This window comes from Veillonella sp. AF36-20BH, assembly GCF_003602765.1.
Taxonomy (GTDB): domain Bacteria; phylum Bacillota; class Negativicutes; order Veillonellales; family Veillonellaceae; genus Veillonella; species Veillonella hominis.
This window is the reverse complement of record NZ_QTLR01000006.1, coordinates 37,871-60,165: the sequence shown is the minus strand read 5'-3', so window position 1 is coordinate 60,165 and position 22,295 is coordinate 37,871. Positions and strand designations below refer to the sequence as shown.

Annotated in this window: 19 protein-coding genes; 17 read left to right on the top strand and 2 right to left on the bottom strand. The window is 41.1% G+C overall.

Features of this window, described 5'->3' with window-relative positions:
- Nucleotides 1-119: 119 nt before the first annotated feature.
- From fusA to dcuC, 6 genes are all read left to right on the top strand, one after another.
- Nucleotides 120-2,186, top strand: coding sequence for an elongation factor G (fusA, locus tag DW000_RS07520; protein ID WP_008603194.1), 2,067 nt, complete (start codon nt 120-122; stop codon nt 2,184-2,186).
- A 282-nt stretch (nt 2,187-2,468) separates the two neighbouring features.
- Complete coding sequence (locus DW000_RS07515) at nt 2,469-2,945, top strand: YhcH/YjgK/YiaL family protein (protein ID WP_008603192.1); 477 nt, start codon at nt 2,469-2,471, stop codon at nt 2,943-2,945.
- 1 nt (nt 2,946) lies between these two features.
- On the top strand, nt 2,947-3,891 hold the full coding sequence (locus DW000_RS07510; RefSeq protein WP_120055844.1) for an EamA family transporter: 945 nt from the start codon (nt 2,947-2,949) through the stop codon (nt 3,889-3,891).
- Between the two features lie 223 nt (nt 3,892-4,114).
- Nucleotides 4,115-5,410, top strand: a complete 1,296-nt coding sequence (locus DW000_RS07505) for an amidohydrolase (protein WP_120055842.1) — start codon at nt 4,115-4,117, stop codon at nt 5,408-5,410.
- Between the two features lie 62 nt (nt 5,411-5,472).
- The gene (locus DW000_RS07500; RefSeq protein WP_077707971.1) at nt 5,473-6,717 is read left to right on the top strand and encodes a M20 family metallo-hydrolase; all 1,245 of its coding nucleotides are present in this window, start codon (nt 5,473-5,475) and stop codon (nt 6,715-6,717) included.
- Nucleotides 6,718-6,941: 224 nt separating this feature from the next.
- Nucleotides 6,942-8,195 (top strand): C4-dicarboxylate transporter DcuC, encoded by a 1,254-nt coding sequence (gene dcuC, locus DW000_RS07495; protein WP_021147625.1) that lies wholly within the window; start codon nt 6,942-6,944, stop codon nt 8,193-8,195.
- 123 nt (nt 8,196-8,318) lie between these two features.
- Here dcuC and DW000_RS07490 read toward each other — a convergent pair whose 3' ends face one another.
- Nucleotides 8,319-9,497: an MFS transporter gene (locus tag DW000_RS07490; RefSeq protein ID WP_021147626.1), complete on the bottom strand. Its 1,179-nt coding sequence runs from the start codon at nt 9,495-9,497 to the stop codon at nt 8,319-8,321.
- Nucleotides 9,498-9,813: 316 nt separating this feature from the next.
- On the opposite strand from DW000_RS07490, the gene DW000_RS07485 reads away from it, so the two are divergent.
- From DW000_RS07485 to trpA, 7 genes are all read left to right on the top strand, one after another.
- On the top strand, nt 9,814-10,767 hold the full coding sequence (locus DW000_RS07485) for a DUF805 domain-containing protein (protein WP_243624559.1): 954 nt from the start codon (nt 9,814-9,816) through the stop codon (nt 10,765-10,767).
- A gap of 405 nt (nt 10,768-11,172) precedes the next feature.
- The gene (locus DW000_RS07480; protein WP_120055840.1) at nt 11,173-12,642 is read left to right on the top strand and encodes an anthranilate synthase component I family protein; all 1,470 of its coding nucleotides are present in this window, start codon (nt 11,173-11,175) and stop codon (nt 12,640-12,642) included.
- Nucleotides 12,642-13,208: an aminodeoxychorismate/anthranilate synthase component II gene (locus DW000_RS07475; RefSeq protein ID WP_120055838.1), complete on the top strand. Its 567-nt coding sequence runs from the start codon at nt 12,642-12,644 to the stop codon at nt 13,206-13,208. The genes DW000_RS07480 and DW000_RS07475 overlap by 1 nt, the downstream gene beginning before the upstream one ends.
- A gap of 588 nt (nt 13,209-13,796) precedes the next feature.
- Complete coding sequence (gene trpD / locus DW000_RS07470) at nt 13,797-14,807, top strand: anthranilate phosphoribosyltransferase (RefSeq protein WP_120055836.1); 1,011 nt, start codon at nt 13,797-13,799, stop codon at nt 14,805-14,807.
- Between the two features lie 3 nt (nt 14,808-14,810).
- A complete protein-coding gene (trpCF, locus tag DW000_RS07465) occupies nt 14,811-16,265 on the top strand; it encodes a bifunctional indole-3-glycerol-phosphate synthase TrpC/phosphoribosylanthranilate isomerase TrpF (RefSeq protein WP_120055834.1) in 1,455 nt (484 codons plus the stop codon).
- 42 nt (nt 16,266-16,307) lie between these two features.
- Entirely contained in the window at nt 16,308-17,501 is a 1,194-nt protein-coding gene (trpB, locus tag DW000_RS07460; protein ID WP_120055832.1) for a tryptophan synthase subunit beta, read from the top strand.
- Complete coding sequence (gene trpA, locus DW000_RS07455; RefSeq protein ID WP_120055830.1) at nt 17,494-18,285, top strand: tryptophan synthase subunit alpha; 792 nt, start codon at nt 17,494-17,496, stop codon at nt 18,283-18,285. The genes trpB and trpA overlap by 8 nt, the downstream gene beginning before the upstream one ends.
- 141 nt (nt 18,286-18,426) lie before the next feature.
- Here trpA and DW000_RS07450 read toward each other — a convergent pair whose 3' ends face one another.
- On the bottom strand, nt 18,427-18,717 hold the full coding sequence (locus DW000_RS07450) for a hypothetical protein (RefSeq protein WP_120055828.1): 291 nt from the start codon (nt 18,715-18,717) through the stop codon (nt 18,427-18,429).
- A 173-nt stretch (nt 18,718-18,890) separates the two neighbouring features.
- Here DW000_RS07450 and DW000_RS07445 point away from each other — a divergent pair, with 173 nt between their 5' ends.
- From DW000_RS07445 to DW000_RS07430, 4 genes are all read left to right on the top strand, one after another.
- The gene (locus tag DW000_RS07445; RefSeq protein WP_120055826.1) at nt 18,891-19,778 is read left to right on the top strand and encodes a DUF805 domain-containing protein; all 888 of its coding nucleotides are present in this window, start codon (nt 18,891-18,893) and stop codon (nt 19,776-19,778) included.
- A gap of 3 nt (nt 19,779-19,781) precedes the next feature.
- On the top strand, nt 19,782-20,351 hold the full coding sequence (locus DW000_RS07440; RefSeq protein ID WP_120055824.1) for a DUF805 domain-containing protein: 570 nt from the start codon (nt 19,782-19,784) through the stop codon (nt 20,349-20,351).
- A 218-nt stretch (nt 20,352-20,569) separates the two neighbouring features.
- Nucleotides 20,570-21,205 carry a DUF805 domain-containing protein gene (locus tag DW000_RS07435; protein WP_077707982.1) on the top strand — a complete coding sequence of 212 codons (636 nt, stop codon included), beginning with the start codon at nt 20,570-20,572 and terminating at the stop codon, nt 21,203-21,205.
- 139 nt (nt 21,206-21,344) lie between these two features.
- The gene (locus DW000_RS07430) at nt 21,345-21,869 is read left to right on the top strand and encodes a DUF805 domain-containing protein (protein ID WP_024061335.1); all 525 of its coding nucleotides are present in this window, start codon (nt 21,345-21,347) and stop codon (nt 21,867-21,869) included.
- The last annotated feature ends 426 nt before the right edge of the window (nt 21,870-22,295 follow it).

Genomic DNA, 22,295 nt, shown 5'->3' with positions numbered 1-22,295 from the left:
TTGAAGAATTATATTAATCCTCTTTTTGGAGAAATTTTTCTCAGAAAAAGAGGATTTTTCTATTGTAGTGTCGAAATGTATTAGCAAAGCCGTAATTTGCCAGTAAGGAGGCGATTCCAATGAAAGAGTACAGTAGTGATAAAATTAGAAACGTTGCTGTTGTTTCCCACGATGGTGCGGGCAAAACAGCTCTTGTTGAATCCTTGTTGTTAACTTCTGGTGCGGTTGATTTCGTAGGTAAAGGTCAAGATAATAAACATATTATGGACTTTGAACCGGAAGAAATTAAACGTAATGTAACTATTCAATTGGGCATGGCGCCATGTGAGTGGCATGACCATAAGGTTAACTTCATAGACACTCCAGGCTATAACGAATTCCATGGCGAAGTTCGTGCCGCTTTGCGTGCTTGTGATGGTATGTTGATGGTGCTATCCTCCACATCTGGTGTAGAAACTGACACAGTTCGCGCATGGGATTATGCAGTTGAATTACAAATGCCTCGCATGGCATTTATCAATAAAATGGATGTTGATGGTGCTGACTTCTTTGGGACTATTGAAAGAATGCGGGAATTATTTGGCAAAGGCATTATGCCATTGCAGATTCCTATCGGTGAAGGTGCCGATTTTGAAGGCGTTGTAGACGTAGCGAAAATGACTGCGTTTACTTATAAGGACGGCCAACCAACAGAGGTCGCTGTACCAGCTCACCTTATCGAAAAGGCTCAAGAAATTCGGGAAATGACCGTAGAAGCCGCGGCTGAAGGTAGCGATGAGTTGTTGGAAAAATATTTAGAAGGCGAAGAATTATCCTTAGAGGAAATCCGCCAAGGCTTGCGTGAAGGGATGATTAGTGGCCGTGTGTGCCCAATCATGTGTGGCAGTGCCACATCTCGTATTGGCTTAGATCAAGTATTGGATCGTATGATCCGTTACATGCCGGATGCAACTAAAAAAGTGATGACCGCAACTGATGCGGAAACCGGCGAACAATGTGTTGTACATGTAGATAAACCATTAACTGCATTCGTATTTAAAACATTGTTAGACCCATTCGCAGGCAAACAAAGCTTTGTACGTATCTTCTCTGGTGAACTGAAAGAAGGCGATCGCCTTTATGATGTAAACCAAGGTGTAGAAGAAAAATGGGGCAAGATGGTTACCCTTATCGGGAAGCAACAAATCCCTGTATCTGCTGCTAAAGCTGGCGATATCGTAGTGATACCGAAATTGGCCAATGCTAAGACCGGCGATACATTAACGGCTCCTGACTTTAAAGTAACATACGATGCTATTCGTTTCCCTCAACCTCTATATACAGTGGCTATGGAGCCAGTGAAAAAAGGTGAGGAGGAAAAATTAGCTAGTGCTGTTCTTAAAGTGGCAGAAGAAGATCCTACTTGCGTAGTAGTGAAAAATGCTGAAGCTCGCCAATTACAAATCGATTGTATGGGCGAAGTACATCTTGAGCATATCCTCAACAAAATGGACCGTAAATACGGCGTACAAGCTAAACTTGTGGCTCCATATATTCCATACCGCGAAACCATTAAAGGCTCTGCTGAAACCGAGTCTAAGTATAAGAAACAAAGTGGCGGTCATGGTCAATATGGTCACGTTAAGATTCAAGTGGATCCATTATATGATGGTAGCGAATTTGCATTCGTAGACAAAATTTTTGGTGGTGCTGTACCTAAGCAATACATACCAGCAGTGGAAAAGGGTGCCAAAGAAACCCTAGATAAAGGCCTAATTGCAGGATATCCTATGATTGGCGTGCAAGTGACACTCTTGGATGGATCTTACCACAGCGTAGACTCCTCAGAGTTAGCATTTAAAGTAGCTACGTCACAGGCTATCAAGGATGTGATTCCTAAGGCGAAACCAGTACTATTAGAACCAATCTATGAAGTCAACGTGTTTGCACCAGATGCTTTCATGGGCGACATTATGGGTGATTTGAATAGCCGTCGAGGTCGTGTATTAGGCATGGAACAAAGTGAAAGAACCGGTATTTCCGTTGTTAAAGCACAAGTACCATTGGCTGAAATGTCCGATTATGTGACTGCATTGCGCTCCATTACACAAGGACAAGGCGTATTTAACCGTCAGTTCTATACCTATGAAGAGGTTCCACATAAGCAAGCGGAAGAAATTATCGCTGCTCATAAAACCCAAGAATAAGGTAATGGACACATGCTGTATTTAATACAGTTTGAATCACTACAACTGAATAGACAATTGCATAATGTAACAATTTAATACTGTAACAATTTCATAGTGTAATGATTGACGTAAGTCATAAATTTGAATAGTATTTTACTGAGGCCCTCCATATATGTAGCGTATGGAGGGCTTTTACATAAGAGAATAGCTAGTTCTTTATGTATATATGTGCTAACATAAAAGGTAATATAATTGGTTTATTGTGGTGCCATATCCATAGATATTGTGAAAGGATTGTGTATGTTTTTCTCTAATATTACCGCAGATTATACAAAAATGGGCTATCCTAAAGCCATCGTGCGCGCTTTGGATTTCTTGAAAAACACAGATTTGAAAGCGTTGCCTGGAGGGCGTCATGCCATCGAGGGTGACATGATGTATGCTAACGTAGATGATGTAGAAACAAAACTATTTGAAGCTACAAAACCAGAATCGCATCGTAATTATGTAGATATCCAATTTATGGTGAGCGGCGAGGAAAACATGGGCTTTTTCGTAGATAAAGGTCTCGTTAAACCTGTGGAGTCCTATCCAGATCGAGATTGCTATTTCTATCCTAATGAAGCGGTTGATGAAGGGCAAATCCATTGCCCAGAAGGGTACTACACCGTATTCTTCCCCTCTGATGTTCATCGGCCCTTGCTTGCTGTAAACGATAAACCCATCAAAATCCGTAAGGTGGTTGTGAAAGTTCACGTATCTTTGCTCGGTGACTAGCATGAAACAATATGAAGTTATTGGTGTTATTATAACTTTATTAGGCGCTGTTTTATGGGGTGTATCAGGTGCATCCGTACAGTTCTTAAGCAATTTTAGAGATATGAATTTGGAATGGCTAGTAACTATGCGATTGATTACAGCAGGTTTACTAACTGTTATTTATGCATGGTTTAGATTTGGAAACTCTATCTTTAATGTATTTCATAGTGTAAAGGATATGCTAGGACTCATTGTTTTTGGCGTATTTGGAATGGCATTATGCCAATATACATACTTCAGATCCATTGCTTTAGCGGGAGCTGGCATTGCAACGGTTTTACAATATCTGGCGCCGTCTATGATTATTATTTACCTGCTGGTTCGCTATGGTAAACGACCATCCAAGGGGGAGACGGTTTCTGTTATACTTGCTTTAGTGGGGACCATTTGTTTGATGGGCAATGATGATGGCCTTTCTATTGAAAGCTTCCCTCTAATGGTTCTCGTATGGGGCCTTTTATCTGCTATTGGTGTAGCTGTATATAGTATTTCTCCTGTTGATTTACTCTATAAATATGGTACATTACCTATTGTAGGCTTCGGGATGCTTATTAGCGGTATTGTAGCCGCTATATTATTTCATCAACCGAACTCATATGCAGTGTGGGACGCATGGACTGTTATTGGTTGTTTTAATGTCATATTTCTCGGGACGATAGTATCTTTCAATGCCTATTTAGAAGGGGTTAAACGAATTGGGGCCGTACCGGGATCTATTTTGTCATCTATTGAGCCTATTTCGGCGGCTTTCTTTGGGTGGGCTTTTTTAGGAAATGAATTTAGTCTACTAGGGCTAATTGGTATGGCTATGATTATTGCCACCGTTGTTATCATTGCTTGGGATAGACAACGAACTATTAAGCGAGAAGTACTGGCAAAACTGAATAAAACAATATTAGAATGAATCGATAAGAGCACATCAATATAAATATATCAATAAAATATGTCGACAGGAAAACATCAAGAAGAACACATATATCACAGAAGTCGTTTCGTGGTATATGTGTTTTTGTTATATCATAAAGTATATTTTAGATACTGTATACATGCGCCATTTAGTTGACTATTTATCTATCTATTCATATAGTAAATGTATACGTGATTATTAGTTTGTTACGGAGGTATTTATGTCTGTAAAAGATTTCGTGCAACAACGGCGCGATGCGTTAATCGCTATGCGTCGCGACTTTCATATGTACCCTGAGCCTGCTTGGCTTGAGTATCGCTCTGCTGCAAAAGTGGCGGATAGGCTTATTTCTTTGGGCTATGATGTGGCGTTAGGCGCAGATGTACTCGATTTAGATTCTCGTATGGGCTTGCCTAGTGATGAGGTTATGAAAGCCGCTATGGATCGCGCCATCAAAGAAGGTGCTAATCCTGAGCTTGTAGAAAAGATGGGCTACGGTAAAACGGCTATTGTTGCAACTATGAAGTTCGGCGGCGAAGGCCCTGTAGTAGCATTTCGTGTAGACATGGACTCTAACGATGTTATCGAAGCTAAAGAGGATAGCCATGTGCCTACAAAGGAAGGATTCCGTTCTTGTCACGATAAGGCGATGCACGCCTGTGGTCATGATGCACATATGACGATGGGGCTAGGCCTAGCTGAATATTTGGCTGCGCACAAGGATGAATTCAAAGGAACTATTAAACTCATTTTCCAACCTGCAGAGGAAGGCGTGCGCGGTGCTAAAGCGATGGCGGAAGCGGGCGTTGTGGATGATGTAGATTTGATGTTCGGCATGCATATTGGGTTTAATGAAAATCTATCCAATTGTTTTGCGTGTAGCGATCATGGCTTCTTAGCGACAACAAAACTTGATGCGGTGTTCTACGGCTATTCTGCTCATGCTGGTGGTTCCCCAGAAAAAGCACAAAATGCAATGCTCGCAGGTTGTACAGCGGTTCTTAACTTACAAGCCATCGCTCGTCATAGTCAAGGCGCCTCTCGCATGAATGTAGGTGTTTTTGAAAGCGGTACAGGCCGCAATGTGACGCCTGATGTGGCAGTTCTTAAACTAGAAACTCGTGGTGCCACTACAGAAATCAATGACTACATGATTGAACGGTCGAAGACTATTATTAAAGGTGCTGCAGAAATGCACGATTGTACCTTTGAAATCACAAAACAAGGAGAAACTCCGGCAGGTCGCATCAGCGATGATTTAGCTCGTGAAGTACAAGCTATCGTGGAACCACTTGGGATCTTTAAAGAGGTTCCCTTCGATTACAGCGGTGGCGGTAGTGAAGACTGTGCGTACTTCTTGAATCGTGTCATCGATCGCGGTGGTAGAGCGACCTATATGGTTGTGGGATCTGCCATTAAAGCACCGCATCACAATCCGCTCTTTGATATCGATGAAGAAGATATGTTAAACGGTATTGTAGCGTTAGGTACCATTGCAGCTCACTATTTAAAATAAGCTTTATATACTAGCATCATATGGTTTGTCAGTAATTGATGTAATAGATTGTGAGGTGTTACATGATTCAACGAGAGCGATTGGTTAAGGATTTTGAGGCTATGGCCCAATTGACGGCTCCTGGTGAGGGCATTAATCGCCTTGCTTTCACCGATGCAGATTGGGCAGGACGTCAATATATTATAGATCGCATGACTGATGCGGGTTTATCCGTTGAAATAGACGATTTTGGTAATGTCATTGGCTATAAGATTGGTAAGAAACCAGATTTACCAGCTGTTATGGTGGGGTCTCATACGGATAGCGTGCCCAATGGAGGCAATTACGATGGTGTGGTCGGCGTGTTATCTGCTATTGAAGTAATTCGTAGCATGATCGACGATGGTTATGAACATGATCATACCATCGCTGTAGTGGACTTCATGTGTGAAGAGTCTGGTCGCTTTGGGAATGCTACACTAGGCAGTAAGGCCATGCGCGGTGAATTGACATTACAAGACTTACACCACTTGGTAGATAAACAAGGAATTTCTTTGTACGAAGCCTTGAAAGGTCGTAATTTAAACCCCGATGGGATTGAAACAATGGCATATAAACGACCTGTAAAGTCTTTCACAGAAATCCATATAGAACAAGGCAAGGTACTGGAGCACGAGCAGAAAACGATTGGTATTGTGACTGGTATTGCCGCGCCAGAGCGATTCTATGTGACCATTCGAGGCAATGCCGATCATAGTGGAGCTACGCCGATGAACTTGCGTCATGATGCTCTATGTGGAGCCTCAAAAATCATCCTCGGCATCGAGGAGATTGCATCTATGCAAGAGGAACCACCCGTGGTGGGAACTGTTGGCGTTGTGGAGGTTACACCAGGGGCGATGAATGTCATTCCTGGTGCTGTGAAGCTAGGGGTAGATATTCGCAGTATTTCTAAGGTAGCTCGTAATTCTGTAGTTACTCTTGTTAAAGAATTTATTGACATTACTGCCGAGAAACGTGGATTATCGTATACAATTGAAACAATTGCACAGGACCATCCAGTAGAGATGCACCCGGCGATGATTCGAGAAATCGAAGAAGCTGTTAAGTCTGTCGGTGTGGAGTACATGACAATACCGAGTGGTGCCGGTCATGATGCGATGCATTGGGCGGAGGTAGTTCCGACGGGAATGATCTTTATTCCATGCCGTGATGGCATCAGTCATAATCCTGCAGAATTTGCTGAAATGGATGATATTGTAACGGGTGCAGCGGTGCTTGACAAGGTACTTAGAAAACTTAGCTTGGAAGAAACAAAGCTTGTTTAATATACTTCTTTATGTATTTATGTAGTTATATAGATAAGTAGTTATATAGTTATATAGTTATACTGTATATAATTAAGTGATTACTTTTACTATAGTTAGGCCTATTAGGTGTAAGACATAGATAGGACTATTGTATTTAGTGTTGTTAGTTTGTGTATTGGGTGTAAAGCGTTTATAGAGGGGATATAGCTATCTTGCATCCTATGTACACGGATAGGAGGGTTATGGTTATTACAGGTATTGTTATCGTAGTAGCGACGTTTATCGCTATTATTAAACAGTTTGAAACGCGGCTCGTTTTACTATTATCGGGCTTACTGATGTGCTTTATTGGTGGGCAGCTTGGTGCTGGTACGACGGCCTTTGTGAAAGAACTTACGAATCCAGGTCTTGTACCAACAATCTGTACGGTGTTAGGTTTTAGCTATGTTATGGAATATACAAAATGTACAGAGCACATGGTGTATTTCATTTCTGCAGGCCTCAAAAAGATGACGAAAATCATCATTCCTGGCGCTGTTATTATTACATTTTTAATTAATATTGCATTGCCTACAGCGGCAGGTTGTGCTGCGGCCGTAGGTGCATTATTGATTCCTGCCCTCATTCGTTCTGGAGTACATCCAGCGATGGCTGGTTCTGCTATCTTCTTAGGTACATGGGGTAGTTCCTTGAGTCCAGGCCTTATGTTCAACCCTCAAGTGGCACAACTAGCGGGGGTAGACGTAATGACAGTTATTGCCAGCTTCTCCATGCAAGCAATTATCGGTATCGTAGTAGCCGCTATTTTGCTTAACATCGTAGCTATCGTTAAGAAGGAGCATACCGGGTATGTAATGAAAAACGATACTGCAGCGGAAGGTAAAGAATTCAAAGTAAATTATTTCTATGCAATCATTCCCATTATTCCTCTTGTATTACTTGTATTAGGTAGTAAACAAGTGGCGGTTATCCCAGAAATCTCTGTTCCTGTATCTATGCTCATCGGTACTGCTATTGGTATCATTGCCGTGCGTCCTAATGTGACAGAAGCTGTTAAGAAGTTCTTCCGTGGTACTGGCGATGGTATGTGTGATGTCGTTGGCCTTATGGCTGCAGCAGCTTGCTTCACAGCAGGGATGCAACTCATCGGGCTTACAAGTGCCCTTATTGATGGCATGAAGAACTCTCAACAAATCGCCCAAATCGGGGCAGCCTTTGGTCCGTTCTTATTGGCGGTTATCTCTGGTTCTGGCAATGCGGCAGCTCTTGCCTTTAACGGTGCTGTCACACCTCATGCAGCAGACTTTGGTTATGGCATTATGCAACTCGGTTCCATGGCTCAATTGGGTGCTGGTATCGGTCGTAGTATGAGTCCAGTAGCTGGTGCAGGTATCATCATCGCAGGACTGGCAGGTATCAACCCTATGGAAATGGCAAAACGCAATGCCGTGCCTTGTATTATTGCGACTGTAGTCATTATGCTATTGTTACTCTAGTCTAATAAAACTATATTGTAAAAGAAAACCCTTCTAATACTGATTAGATTGAGTCATATGCGTTAGCATATAACTTTTACCAATCAGATATATAGAAGGGTTTTCTTTTGCTTTGTATACGTGTTATTTGAGTTTAAAACCAATCCAGAGGGCAGAGATTATAAAGAGACCACCACTTACCCAGAATAAGGTAGTAAAACCTAGCCAAGCCATTAAGCTTGCACCACCGACAGCACCTAAGAAATAACCAAGAAATAAACTTGATTGGTTATAGGAGAATACCTGTCCCGTAAACTCACGAGGCGTTTTTGAAGAAAGATAGGTATTTAATGCCGGTAACATACCACCTAGGCCGAAGCCTTGTAAAAATCGAATGAGTGCTAGCTGGTAAACATCAGTCACATAGGCTTGAGGGATGTTAAATAAGCCTACATAGATAAGAGATACGACTAATACCTTGCGAGGCCCAATTTTATCAACTAATTTACCGAGAGGAGAACTACTTATTAATTGCGCAATACCCATAGCTGAGAAGACAGCGCCTGCAATAAATGCTAGATTTTCAGTATTACTCGGAACAATGCCTTTAATATATACGGAGATAACAGGTTGTAAGGACATGATGCATATAGCATAAATAAATGATGCTACACACAATGCTACAATACTATTAAATTCAGGAATTTGTTCTTTTAGCTTGCTAATAGACAGTTTCTCAACATTAGGCTTTGGTACATAATTTTCATGGATAAATATAGTGGCTAATAATCCAGCTAAACCCATGAGTATACCAACCAAGATGAAGTCATTGCGAATACCTATGGTATCCGCAATATAACCACCTAATAAAGGTCCAATTAGAGAGCCCGCTAGATTGGCCGAAGCTAATAGGCCAAGTGCCCAGCCAGTTCGTTCGATGGGGGACTCTGAGGCAATTAATGTAATGGTTGCAGAATAAAAACCATTCACTAAACCTTGTATGAGACGAATTATTACAACCCCTTCAGGCGTTGTTTGAAAGGCGAGCAATATATTACATAAAGCCATTCCAAAGCTAGATCGTATTAATGTGATTTTTCTACCTTTTTTATCTGCTATACGGCCCCAAAATGGTGCCACTAAACATACGATTAAATAGGTTGCACCGGTTGCTAAACCTGACCAGAGAGACATAGCCGATGGCGTTTGAACTCCTAAATCATGAAAATATAGAGGGAGAATAGGTGCTAATTGGCTCACCCCAAAGGATGTACAGAATACACATATTAAACTTATATACACCGTACGTTTCCACGTTTCCAAAGTATCTCTCCTTCACTAGTCTTAGTACAATTTATAGTACCAGAAAAATTAGTAATTCTATATTTTTTTTGACTTCATTCCCAATATTAAGTCAGGAAGCGTGTCATTTGCAATGGTGTCTTGAATCCAGTAGTTGATGGATAAAATAAAAACTTAGGCTCTCTTTTCCACAAAATAATTAGTAGGAACTGATAACATATGTAATTTCAGTATACTATTAGTGTTTAGCGTAAACAATATAAATATTTTAGACCATAAGGTTAATATTTTAATATACATATATTTATATTAGAATAAAGAGGATTAGAAAATTGTTATGAGAGCGAAGAGAGAATTTTTAATGTGGCTAGATAATGAACTTTCACTATTTAAACAAAATATAGAAATGCTGCGAGTGAATCAACGTATAGGCCGATTGGCATTTTTATGGGCTGTACTTGGTTTAATGGGAAGCAAATTTTTAGCGTACCTTCTATTTGTGGTATTGATAGGATTTATTCAAGATGGTTTGTTTCAAGGCAGCACATATTTGTCATATATTTATTTTGGATGTTTGCAGATTATACATATAGCAGTAACTATTTTTTTACTCAAACGTAGATTGAATGACTATGGTTCATCCTTGTGGTATATGATTTTAGTACCCATATCATACCTAAGTTTGTGGGTATATTGGGGTATGAGTTTTAGTTGGGAATCTATATCCGAAACCTTTATAAATGCAGGTTTTCATTGGGACGGATTTTTCTGGCAGTATTTTATCTTGGCTTGCTTTGCGTTGCCACTTAGTGTGCCAGATTCTAATAAGTATGGTTTAGATGAAGGACGAGATAGATATAATAACTATATTATTGCCTATACTCGAAGTTCCACGATTACTAAAGCTACAAATAATAGTAAATTTGACTATATTTGTAGCTGTATATGGGATGTTTTATTTGCTAAGCCATTTGATATTAAAGGAAGAGCTTCCGTATCAGCTTTTTGGGTTGGTCTCATAGGAACTCGTCTTTTCATGGATATCATTATGAATATGGTTATAGCCGTAGTATCGTTAATTGTTCAGTTTGGTATACCTCTTTATATACCACGTTGGGGATTTATGTATATCCTGATATGGCCAGCTATAGCAATGATTACATTAGGCATACGTAGACTTCATGATTCCCTATTAAGTGGGTTATGGATTATTGGTCTTTTCGTTCCGTATATTAATATTTTTGTTAGCTATCATCTTTTGTTTAAAAAATCTTGGCATATTGAAAGATAAGATTCTCCTTGACTTTCATTCTATAGAAAACGTATAATCAGATTATAATTTTATACTCGCCTAAAAGAAACCGATGAGGTGGAGATAAAAATAGGAAATGCACTCACAGAGAGCGGGATTAGCTGAGAACCCGTAGTACGCAGCTTATTAAATGGACCACCGAGGGCGCATGGAACAGAATGAACTTTCACAGTCATTCCTAGTATGGTGCGACGTCACACGAGCGTTAGTCGTGAGGGATATGTTAGTATCCTGCGAAAGGGGAATGCACTGCATTCAAACAAGGTGGTACCGCGATTTATAGCACATACAATCAAATTGTAATAATAGAACTATAAACTCGTCCTTGACGTTAAATTGTCATGGGCGAGTTTTTTTATTGGCAAATGCCAGATGGAGGTTCTCATGATTTTTCCTAGTTTTGACCGTGTGAAAGCTATCTCACCGGGCTACGATATCGTGCCTGTATATATGGAAATTTTATCCGACGTACGCACACCGATTAGTGTGTTGAAAGCTTTAAAACAAGTGAGCAGTCATACATACTTGCTTGAAAGTGCGGATAATAGTAATCATTGGGGCCGTTACTCCTTCTTGGGCTATGATCCTAAGATTGAGCTATTCTGCAAAAACCATAAAATGACCGTCAAAGACGGGACGACTCGTACCTTTGAGTGTTCTGATCCTGCAGTAGAGATTCGCAATATTTTGAGTCAATATAAAAGCCCTCGCTTAGAAGAACTGCCAACTTTCACAGGTGGCTTTGTAGGGTACTTCGCTTGTGAATACATTCGTTATATCGAGCCAACCCTCGATTTCCCAACGCCAGATGATGACTCTGCGATGGTCAACGATGTAGACCTTATGCTCTTTGATAAGGTAATTGCCTTTGACCACTATAAAAACAAAATCTATTTAATCGCCAATATTAGTACTCGTGATTTAGAACGCAACTACAACAAGGCTGAGCTCGAATTGAAAACTCTTGCTGATCTCGTTGTAAACGGCAAAGAAGCGGATGTGCCAAAAGGCGTTCTTAAAACAGAGTTTACCTCTGAATTCACAAAGGACGAGTTCGAAGCAGTTGTTAAAAAGACGCAGCATTATATCAAGGAAGGGGATATCTTCCAATGTGTTGTATCTAATCGTCGCGAAGCCGAGTTTGAAGGTAGCTTGTTAAATGCATACCGCGTGTTGCGTACTTTAAATCCATCTCCATACATGTTCTACCTATCTGGCGGTGATGTAGAGCTTACAGGTGCATCTCCAGAAACTTTGGTGAAAATGACAGATGGCAAAATGTACACATTCCCAATTGCAGGTACTATGCGTCGTGGCAAAAACGAAGCAGAAGACCTTGCTATTGAGGAAAAACTCATTAACGATGAAAAAGAATTGGCTGAACATAACATGCTCGTTGACCTGGGACGCAATGATCTAGGTAAAATTTCTAAATTTGGTTCCGTAAAAGTTGAAGCGTTACATATGTTGCAACGTTTCTCCCATGTAATTCATATTACATCTACTGTAAGCGGTGACATTCAAGACGGCAAAGATGCACTCGATGCTATCGGTGCTACATTGCCGGCAGGCACATTGTCTGGGGCGCCTAAGATTCGTGCTATCGAAATTTTACACGAACTTGAAAAAAGCCCACGCGGCGTATACGGCGGTGCCGTAGGTTACATCGATTTCTCCGGTAACATGGATGTATGTATCGGTATTCGGATGGCTATGAATAAAGGTGGTAAGGTTTATGTTCGTGCTGGCGCAGGCATCGTTCGAGATAGCGTTCCTGAAAGCGAGTTTAATGAAACCTTGATCAAAGGCCAATCCATGATTTCCGCAATTACAGATGCACAGGAGGTAGAATAATGGTACTCCTTATAGATAATTACGATAGCTTTTCCTTTAATTTATACCAATTAGTAGGCTCTATCAATCCAGATATTAAAGTCATCCGCAGTGATGAATTAACAGTTGAAGAAATCCGCGCTTTAAAACCAGACTATGTGATACTTTCACCAGGTCCTGGTAAACCAGCTGATGCGGGCGTATACGAAGACCTATTGCGCGAATGCAAAGGGGAATTCCCAATCCTCGGCGTATGCCTGGGACACCAAGCCATCGGCGAAGTATTCGGCGGCACCGTTTCCTACGCTAAACAAGTAATGCACGGCAAACAAAGCGTGGCGAAACAAGTACACCCATCTAAAATCCTTAAGGGCTTGCCTGAACAATTCGAAGTCGCACGATACCACTCCTTGGCGATTATCGACGAAACTATGCCAAGCGAACTCATCGTCACATCCATTACAGACGACGGCGAAGTAATGAGCGTAGAACACAAAGACTACCCGATTTATGGAGTGCAATTCCATCCGGAATCCATCATGACACCAAACGGGGAACAAATGATTCGCAATTTCTTAGAAAAATAACCACTGTTTAATTTAGGTATTCGATGGGCTATTTATAGATCCTAGAACGATAGGGCAGAAATAAGGTCTCTCGGAACTCCAAGTGGCCACCGCCCCACTACGTGGGGCCGCCAAGTCGTTCCTTAAGACCTTATTTCCTGCCAACTCAACCTTGGCATTACCTACTTAATAGCCCCTCTACAATATATATATCGAACAGTAACTATATTTTCTAAAGAAATATGCGAATCAGAACCCCTAATATAAGAGAAAGTGGTGCGTAGCACCACCATTCCCACTCTCCCTATAAAGGGATGACCTGTGCGTTACTCCATATAATGCGCAGGATCATTTAAGAGATATTGAATTGTTGTTCATTTTATTGTGTGTGTGACAGTGAGTAGGGCATAAAAAAGATTAAGTGTCCTAGTGTTTATGTGAGTTCACGGGGTTCTAGGCCCGACTTTGGCCCTGCGAAGGCCGCAGGCCGTAGTCAGACCCGGCCAGTGGAGGGCATAGGTCCACGTGAATCACATGTAGCATTAAAGTAGGTATATGCCCTATTAACGTTGAACCAAAGAAAATGAACAACAAGTAAGGAGCTATAAAATGATTAAAGACGCATTATATGCAGTAACGCACGGTCAGAATTTATCCTACGACCTTGCTAAAGATACAATGAACAAGATTATGAGCGGTGATGTACCCGAGGTTCCTATGGCTGGTTTCCTGTGTGCTCTTGCCGCAAAGGGCCCTACTGTAGATGAGGTTACGGCGTTTGCTGAGGTTATGCGCGAGAAGGCTGGCTCCGTGCCTCATAATGGCACCGTTGTGGAAATCGTAGGTACTGGTGGTGACGAGGCTAATACATTCAACATTTCTACTACATCTGGTTTCATCATTTCTGCAGCAGGTATTCCTGTAGCAAAGCATGGTAACCGTAGTGTATCTAGTAAATGTGGTGCTGCAGACTTGATCGAAGCGTTGGGTGCTAAATTAGAGCTTAACGGCGAACAAAACGAAGCGGTTCTTAACAAAGCGAATATGTGCTTCATGTTTGCCCCTGTGTATCACCAAGCTATGAAATATGCAGGTCCTGTACGTAAGGCTTTGGGCGTGCGCACTGTGTTTAATATTCTTGGTCCTTTGGCAAACCCAGCAGGAGCTACTGTGGAGTTGATGGGCGTTTACGACAAATCCTTGGTAGAACCATTGGCTCGCGTATTGGCTAATCTTGGCGTAAAACGCGGAGCCGTGGTACATGGCTTCGACGGTCTAGATGAGATTACAGCTACCAACAAAACGTACGTATGCGAAATTAATAATGGTACTTTCACAAATTACGAATTCGATCCTAAGGATTATGGGTTCGAATACGCTGATAAAACTGAGCTTGAAGGTGGCGACGCAATAGTAAATGCTGAGATTACACGCCGCGTTCTCGGTGGTGAGCAAGGCGGTAAACGTAGCGCAGTTCTTCTCAATGCTGGCATGGCGATTTACCTTGCAAAAGATGGCATTACATTAGCAGAGGGCATTGAAGAGGCGAAACATATGATCGACTCTGGCAAGGCGCTTGCTACAATGGAACAGTTTGTGAAAGCAACCCAAGAGGTGTAACCATTGATTTTAGATAAGATTATAGAGGCGACCAAAATTCGGGTAGCCCAAGAAAAACAGGTGGAATCTCCAGAGTCTGTGAAAGCAGCGGCTTTAGCATTACCATCTGATACAGGATTTCCGTTTGAAGCGGCCCTTCGTCAGCAAGATTTCAATTTCATTTGTGAAGTGAAAAAGGCATCTCCATCAAAAGGCATCATAGCAGAGCACTTCCCGTATTTAGAGATAGCCAAAGAATATGAAGTGGCTGGTGCTGCGGCTATCTCTGTTTTGACGGAGCCAGATTTCTTTAAGGGTGATAAAAAATATTTACAAGAAATTGCTAGTGCCGTAAAAATCCCCGTACTTCGTAAGGATTTTATTATCGATGAGTACCAAATCTACCAAGCGAAGGTATGGGGCGCTAGTGCAATCCTATTAATCTGTGCATGCCTCGATGTGCTAACATTGACCAAGTTCCATGAGTTAGCGGACTCTCTTGGCTTATCCTCCTTAGTAGAGGCTCATGACGAAAAAGAAGTGCAAATGGCCATCGATTGCGGTGCCCGTATCATTGGCGTTAACAACCGCAATTTGAAAGACTTCACGGTGGATGTACAAAATAGTGTGCGCTTGCGCAATCTCGTTCAAGATGATGTGATCTTTGTATCTGAAAGCGGTCTAGAAACGCCAGAGGATATCCAAGTATTACGGGATAACAATATTGGAGTAGCCTTGATGGGTGAAACCTTCATGCGCTCTCCTAACAAGGTGGAGAAATTGGCATATCTTTATGGGCCAACCAACTACACACCAAAGGTTAAGATGTGCGGAATCTCAAAGGTAGAAACAATCTCTGCTGTAGTAGAGGCAAAGCCTGATTACATGGGCCTTGTATTTGCACCAAGTAAACGACAAGTCACTGTAGACCAAGCTAAAACATTGGTTGAAGAACTACATAAGCAATATACTAAAAGATATAACAATGGTACTGAACAGTCTAATAATGATGAGATTAAAACGGTCGGCGTTTTTGTCAATGAAACGCTAGATAATCTTGTTACGATTGCTAAAGAAACCAATCTTGATGCTGTGCAATTGCATGGCGATGAAGATGAAGCTTTCATCCAATCCTTAAAAGAACGTACTAATGTAGAGGTTTGGAAGGCTGTTCAAATCCGTAGTGCTGCAGATGCAGAGGCGTGGATCGATAGCAGTGCCGATATGTTGCTGTTTGATGCATACCATAAAGATGAGCGGGGCGGTACGGGCGAAGTGTTCGACTGGTCTTGCTTAAATGAGTTTGAACGTCCGTTCATGCTGGCTGGTGGTATCGATAGTACCAATGTGGCGCGTGCCATTCGTACGGTTCGACCGTACGGCATCGATATCAGTAGCGGTATTGAAACAGATGGCGTGAAAGATGATGAGAAGATTACAGCTTTCACAAAGCTTGTGAGAACAATAGCAATGCCATAATATGGCGTGCTAGCAGGAATGGTATATAGAAAGGTAAGTTATATGAGTGAACAAAGACATGGCTATTTTGGCTCCTTTGGTGGTCAATTTATGCCAGAAACATTGATGAATGCAGTCATCGAATTGGAAGAGGCGTACAACAAGTACAAAGATGATCCTGATTTCGTACACGAACTTGAGGATTTACATAAAAAATATACAGGTCGCCCATCCCTTTTATACTATGCAGAACGCATGACAAAGGACCTTGGTGGCGCTAAAATTTATTTAAAACGTGAGGACTTAAACCATACTGGTTCTCACAAGTTGAATAATGTAATCGGACAAATGTTATTGGCAAAACGAATGGGTAAAACTCGTGTTATTGCTGAAACCGGCGCAGGTCAACACGGCGTGGCAACGGCTACTATCGCTGCGTTGATGGGTATGGAATGCGAAGTATACATGGGTGCAGAGGACTGTGAACGTCAAGCACTTAACGTATATCGTATGGAATTGCTAGGCGCTAAGGTGCATCCTGTAACAACAGGTACTAGTACATTGAAAGATGCGGTTTCCGAAGCGTTGCGCGAATGGACAAACCGAATGTCCGATACGCATTACGTATTGGGATCCGTTATGGGTGCTCATCCATTCCCTATGATCGTTCGCGATTTCCAATCCATTATCAGCCGTGAAGCGCGTGAGCAAATCCTTGAAGCAGAAGGCAAGTTGCCAACAGCTGTTATGGCTTGTGTAGGTGGCGGCTCTAATGCGATGGGCATGTTTTATCATTTCATTCCAGACGAAGGTGTTCGTCTCATCGGTTGTGAAGCAGCAGGTCGTGGCATCGATACAGAAGAACATGCGGCGACAATCGCGAAGGGCTCTGTTGGTATCTTCCACGGCATGAAATCGTACTTCTGCCAAGACGAAGACGGCCAAATTGCTCCAGTATATTCTATCTCTGCAGGTCTTGATTATCCTGGCATCGGTCCTGAACATGCGTACTTGCACGATAGTGGTCGTGCTGAGTACGTGCCGGTTACAGATGACGAAGCAGTCGATGCCTTTGAATACTTATCTCGCTTGGAAGGTATTATTCCAGCCATTGAAAGTGCTCATGCGGTGGCACATGCACGTAAAATTGCTCCTACTATGAGCAAGGACGACATCATTATTATTTGTTTATCCGGTCGTGGCGACAAAGACGTGGCGGCTATGGCGAAATACAGAGGGGTGGATCTTCATGAGTAAAATTAAAGACGCTTTCACAAAGGGCAAGGCATTCATCCCGTTCATTAGCGCTGGTGACCACGGTATTGAGAATACAGAACGTTATATTCGTATTATGGTGAAAGCCGGTGCGGACATGGTAGAGATTGGTATTCCCTTCTCTGACCCAACCGCGGAAGGCCCAGTTATTCAAGAGGCGAGCACGCGTGCTCTCTCCACAGGCGTAAAAATCAATGACATCTTCGATATGGTACGTCGTTTACGTACTGGTGATGATGCGGTGACTATACCGCTCGTATTCATGACCTATTTGAATCCTATTTACGTATTCGGTCGTGAAAAATTCTTTACCCTCTGCGAAGAGGTTGGCATTTCTGGTGTTATCGTGCCAGATATGCCGTTTGAAGAAAAAGGCGAGCTCGCTAGTGTGGCTCACAAACATGGCGTTGAAGTGGTATCCTTAATTGCGCCAACATCTGAAAACCGTATCGAAATGATTGTCAAAGACGCAGAAGGTTTTGTATACTGTGTATCTTCCCTTGGCGTTACAGGCATGCGCAGTGAAATTAAGACGGATATTAAGTCCATCGTTGAAACGATTCGCAAATATACAGATATCCCTGTAGCTGTTGGTTTCGGTATTTCCAAGCCAGAACAAGCGGAAGCTATGGCGCGCGTATCCGATGGAGCCATCGTAGGTTCTGCCATCGTTAAAATCGTGGCAGAACACGGTGAACATGCGGACCAAGCGTTGTTTGATTACGTACGATCCATGAAACAAGCTGTTCTAAAGGCTGGCGCATAACATAATAACTCATATAGCCTTGGGAAAAATTATATAGGGGATAACACAAAAGGACGTTATACAATGTATAACGTCCTTTTCATTGGTTGGTTAATTTAGTTTTGTGTTTTTAGGGCTAGTAATATGTATTATGCGCAAGGCTTAGTCATTAGAGGATTCAGAACGTTGATGTCGTTCACTGCGTTTTGCTGTTGCATTTTTATCATGCTTTTCACGTTTAGATATTCTATGTTTTCTGTGCTTTTTCTCTTTTACTTTGTACCATGGATGATCGCTGCTATCTACTGTGCCATCATCATTTTTTACCATGCGATGATTTTCACCGATTTTGAAGTGATAATCTTTAGCTTGGGCTACATTGGTACCAATACCAACTGTTAAGAAGGCACCTAAGCTGGCCAAGGCTATTGCTTTCATTAATTTAGCTTTCATAATTATCTCCTGTATAATTGATTGTACGAATTTTAGTTGTAAGAAATATATCTGTAGTATAGGCATATTTCATGAACAAAAAATGAATCAACTAAGTTGATAAATCATAGTATAATAGGAATATCTATATATGTTTATTATTTAATATTATCTAAGATTATAGTAGGAGCTTTATGAAACAGAGAGTATACGAAATCCTCTATCGTGAGTTAGTGGAAAACTATGCAAACAGTAAAGGACGTACAAATACAGCCGATTTTTGGCTTACCATAAGTGCTATATCCTTTGTATATGGCTTAATTATATGTATTACAGGTCTTGCAACCTACATACCGTACGGATTTCTTTATGCTGTCTCTATCGGTGGCGGCGTATTAGTTGTATTGTCCATCCTGTTATGCTTGCCGAAGATTATGCTAATGGCAAGACGGCTACGAGACTCTAATAATGATCCAATGTTGATGATTTTACTATTGGTTCCTTTTTTAGGCTGGCTTGCATTATTGTATCTATTCTGTAAGCGCACATCACCTATATCTAATGAATTAGAGGAAAAACGTTCCGTATCGGGCCTTTTTATTGTGGCCATATTAGTATTAGGATGCCTAGCCACTAGTGCAGGTAGTACAATGATTAATCATAATTTTATGGTAGAAGAGACTGCGTATGGCAATTTGGAACCTAGTTCGTTAACGAAACAAGCTAATCGTCTTTTACAAAGTGAAACGGCTACAACAGAGGGGCGTACTGTGGTAAGTAATTATTATGAAGCCCTCAACAAAAAGGATTATCATAGTGCATATCGTTATTTGAGCGCTCGTGCTATGGAGCGATATGGTACCTTTGAACTATGGGAACAAGCCATGAATAAGGAGGCGGTTCCTAAGGTGAAAGCGATACAGCTTGACTATGTTTCTCAAGACCAAGATGATGATATTGTTGTAAATTATATGGGCTTTACCGTTACCTTTGAAGATAATCTAGAGCCTCTATTAGTTCGTTTGCATAATGAAGGCAAAGGCTGGGGCATTGTTGCTATTGAAGCCGCGGAGGAGGATTAGGTTATGTCAACCATAAATATATATGATTTGAATTATACCGATGCCTTCAAATTAGGCATTAGAAACTATGCTAATTTTAACGGTCGTGCTAGTCGTAGTGAATATTGGCGATTCGTGGCAGGCGTTACGTTGATTCAAGGGTTACTTGGGATTTTGGCTTTACTATGTAGTAACTTGGGCTTTCCTAATTATGAAACACTTATTGATAATATTGCTGTAGGGGTATCTCTTTTCTTTATAGTTCCCAATATAGCTATCACAACGCGGCGTATGCATGATATTGGCCGGAGTGGTTGGACGCAGCTAATCTCATTTATTCCTGTTATAGGCTTCTTTATATTCCTCGTTTACGAATTGCGTCGTGGCGATGAAAGAGAGAATTCCTATGGTGAAAGAACCGGTTATACATCTATTACTCCTGAGGTTAGCAAGGCTACAGGACTAGAAGAAACTCCATCCCGTCGTCAAGATTGGGCGATGGGGATTGCCATCTTTATTATCCAATCTATTATTATTGCCGATATCATTAGAGAGATATTATGGTATGGTATTAATGGGAATGGATACATATAATAATCACCTGTATTTATTAACAATCTCATTATTTTATTTTATAAAAGTTTAACATCTCCTTTATAGACAATATAACACTTTATAGTAAAATGAATTTCAGATGAATTTAAAAACTTAGATATTAATAAATAAAGAATATCTTAGTTGTTATATGTGTTAAGTACAGCAGGACATCGTAATCTTTGCTGATTTCTGTTTGTAGCTAGAAGGAGTTTATTATGAAATCTTGTCCCTATTGTGGACATGCAGTGTTGAAAACAGATTGTTACTGCCCAGAGTGTGGGCATGTTAGTAGACCACAAATCTCGTTAGATAAATACAATCTAGGCTTGATTGAAAACTTTAAACAATGTTTGGTTTATAAATATGCTGATTTTGATGGTCGTGCAAGTCGTAGTGAATATTGGCATTTCTTGTTAGTTTATCAATTGTTGTTTGTGGCCATTCTATTTACTTGTGCTTTTTTGAGCTATATTAGTCCACTATCTAGCGTAGTAGGCGTAGGTTTTGGTTTGGTCATCCTTGTCCTCTTGTCCGTGATTATGGTTATCCCTGGCGTGGCTGTTTCAGTGCGACGTTTACACGATCAAGGCCGCTCAGGGGGCCTCGTATTTATTGGATTCATCCCTGTAATAGGGACTATTATCCTGTTGATCCTTATGGCTCTGCCTGGTGAAAGCCAACCAAATCGCTTTGGTCCCCCTACAGGTCAAGTGGTCGTAACAAAACAAATGGCCCGTGAATTAGGTCTTATTGATACTACGCCATCTATGGGACTAACTGCAGGACTATTCTGCGCTATCTTTGTACTCTGGTTCTTGGTAGATAAACTACTTATGACTAGTGCGATGTAGTTTATGATATATCCTATAATGAAATATAAAGCATAGGTTATTCCCAAAACATATAGACATTGATTTTCAAAATCGTCAACAGTAATGATATAATATTTTCAAGAAGAATTTATTTGTTATTTCTAGAGGAGAGAAGATTATGACTGATTTGTCTATCAAAAATCTTTCGTATGTAGATAATTTTAAACATACGATTATGGGTAATTATGCTAATTTCAAAGGTCGTGCAAGCCGCAGTGAATATTGGCGTTTCTATGGTATCACAATTGTTATTGCTGGCATCTTCAATGTATTGAGTGCTCTTGTAATGGATACTGCGCTAGCAAGTGTTGTAGGGCTTATTTCCATAGTATATAATCTTGCAATTTTATTGCCTTCCATTGGTCTTGCTGCTCGTCGTTTACATGACATTGGTAAAAGTGGTTGGATGCTTTTGATTAGCTTGATTCCATTTGGTATTATCTATGTTATTTATCTACTCGCTCAAAAGGGTGATGAAGGTGATAACCAATACGGATCTCCAATGAGCTATGAAGTAATTACTGCTGAAGAAGCCGCTCGTACTGGTCTTAAAGAAACTCCAACTGACGACATGGATCGTAAATTCATGTACGTGTGCATTGCAATTATTATTCTTGAATTAATTCTCATGAGTGCAATTTAATAATTGTATATATAATAAAGCCTACGTAAGTAGGCTTTTTCTTTTGCTTAATAGGGGATGTAGGTTCTGTTAAATTTAGAAATGAAATATTTGACAATTTCCCCGTTTGAGTCCTATAATTATCTATTATATGAATATTGCGTTGAAAAAGACGGCATGTCTCAGACGGATTTTGTAGAGACCAAACTCATGGGCTGAAAGGTTTGGAAATCTAGAGATTTGCGGATCACTTTGGAGCAAGCAGGAACCCTGCCGGTGAACACCGTTATATGTTTAAGTGGCTTTCACAATATGAGAGATGAGTTGCGTCTTATGTGTTACAATCATGCGCTCGCATGGTGTGACAATCGCAGAAATGCGGTGGCGCTAGCTTTCACAAGTAACGAGAGTCAGTAGGGTGGTACCACGGATATGACGTCCGTCCCT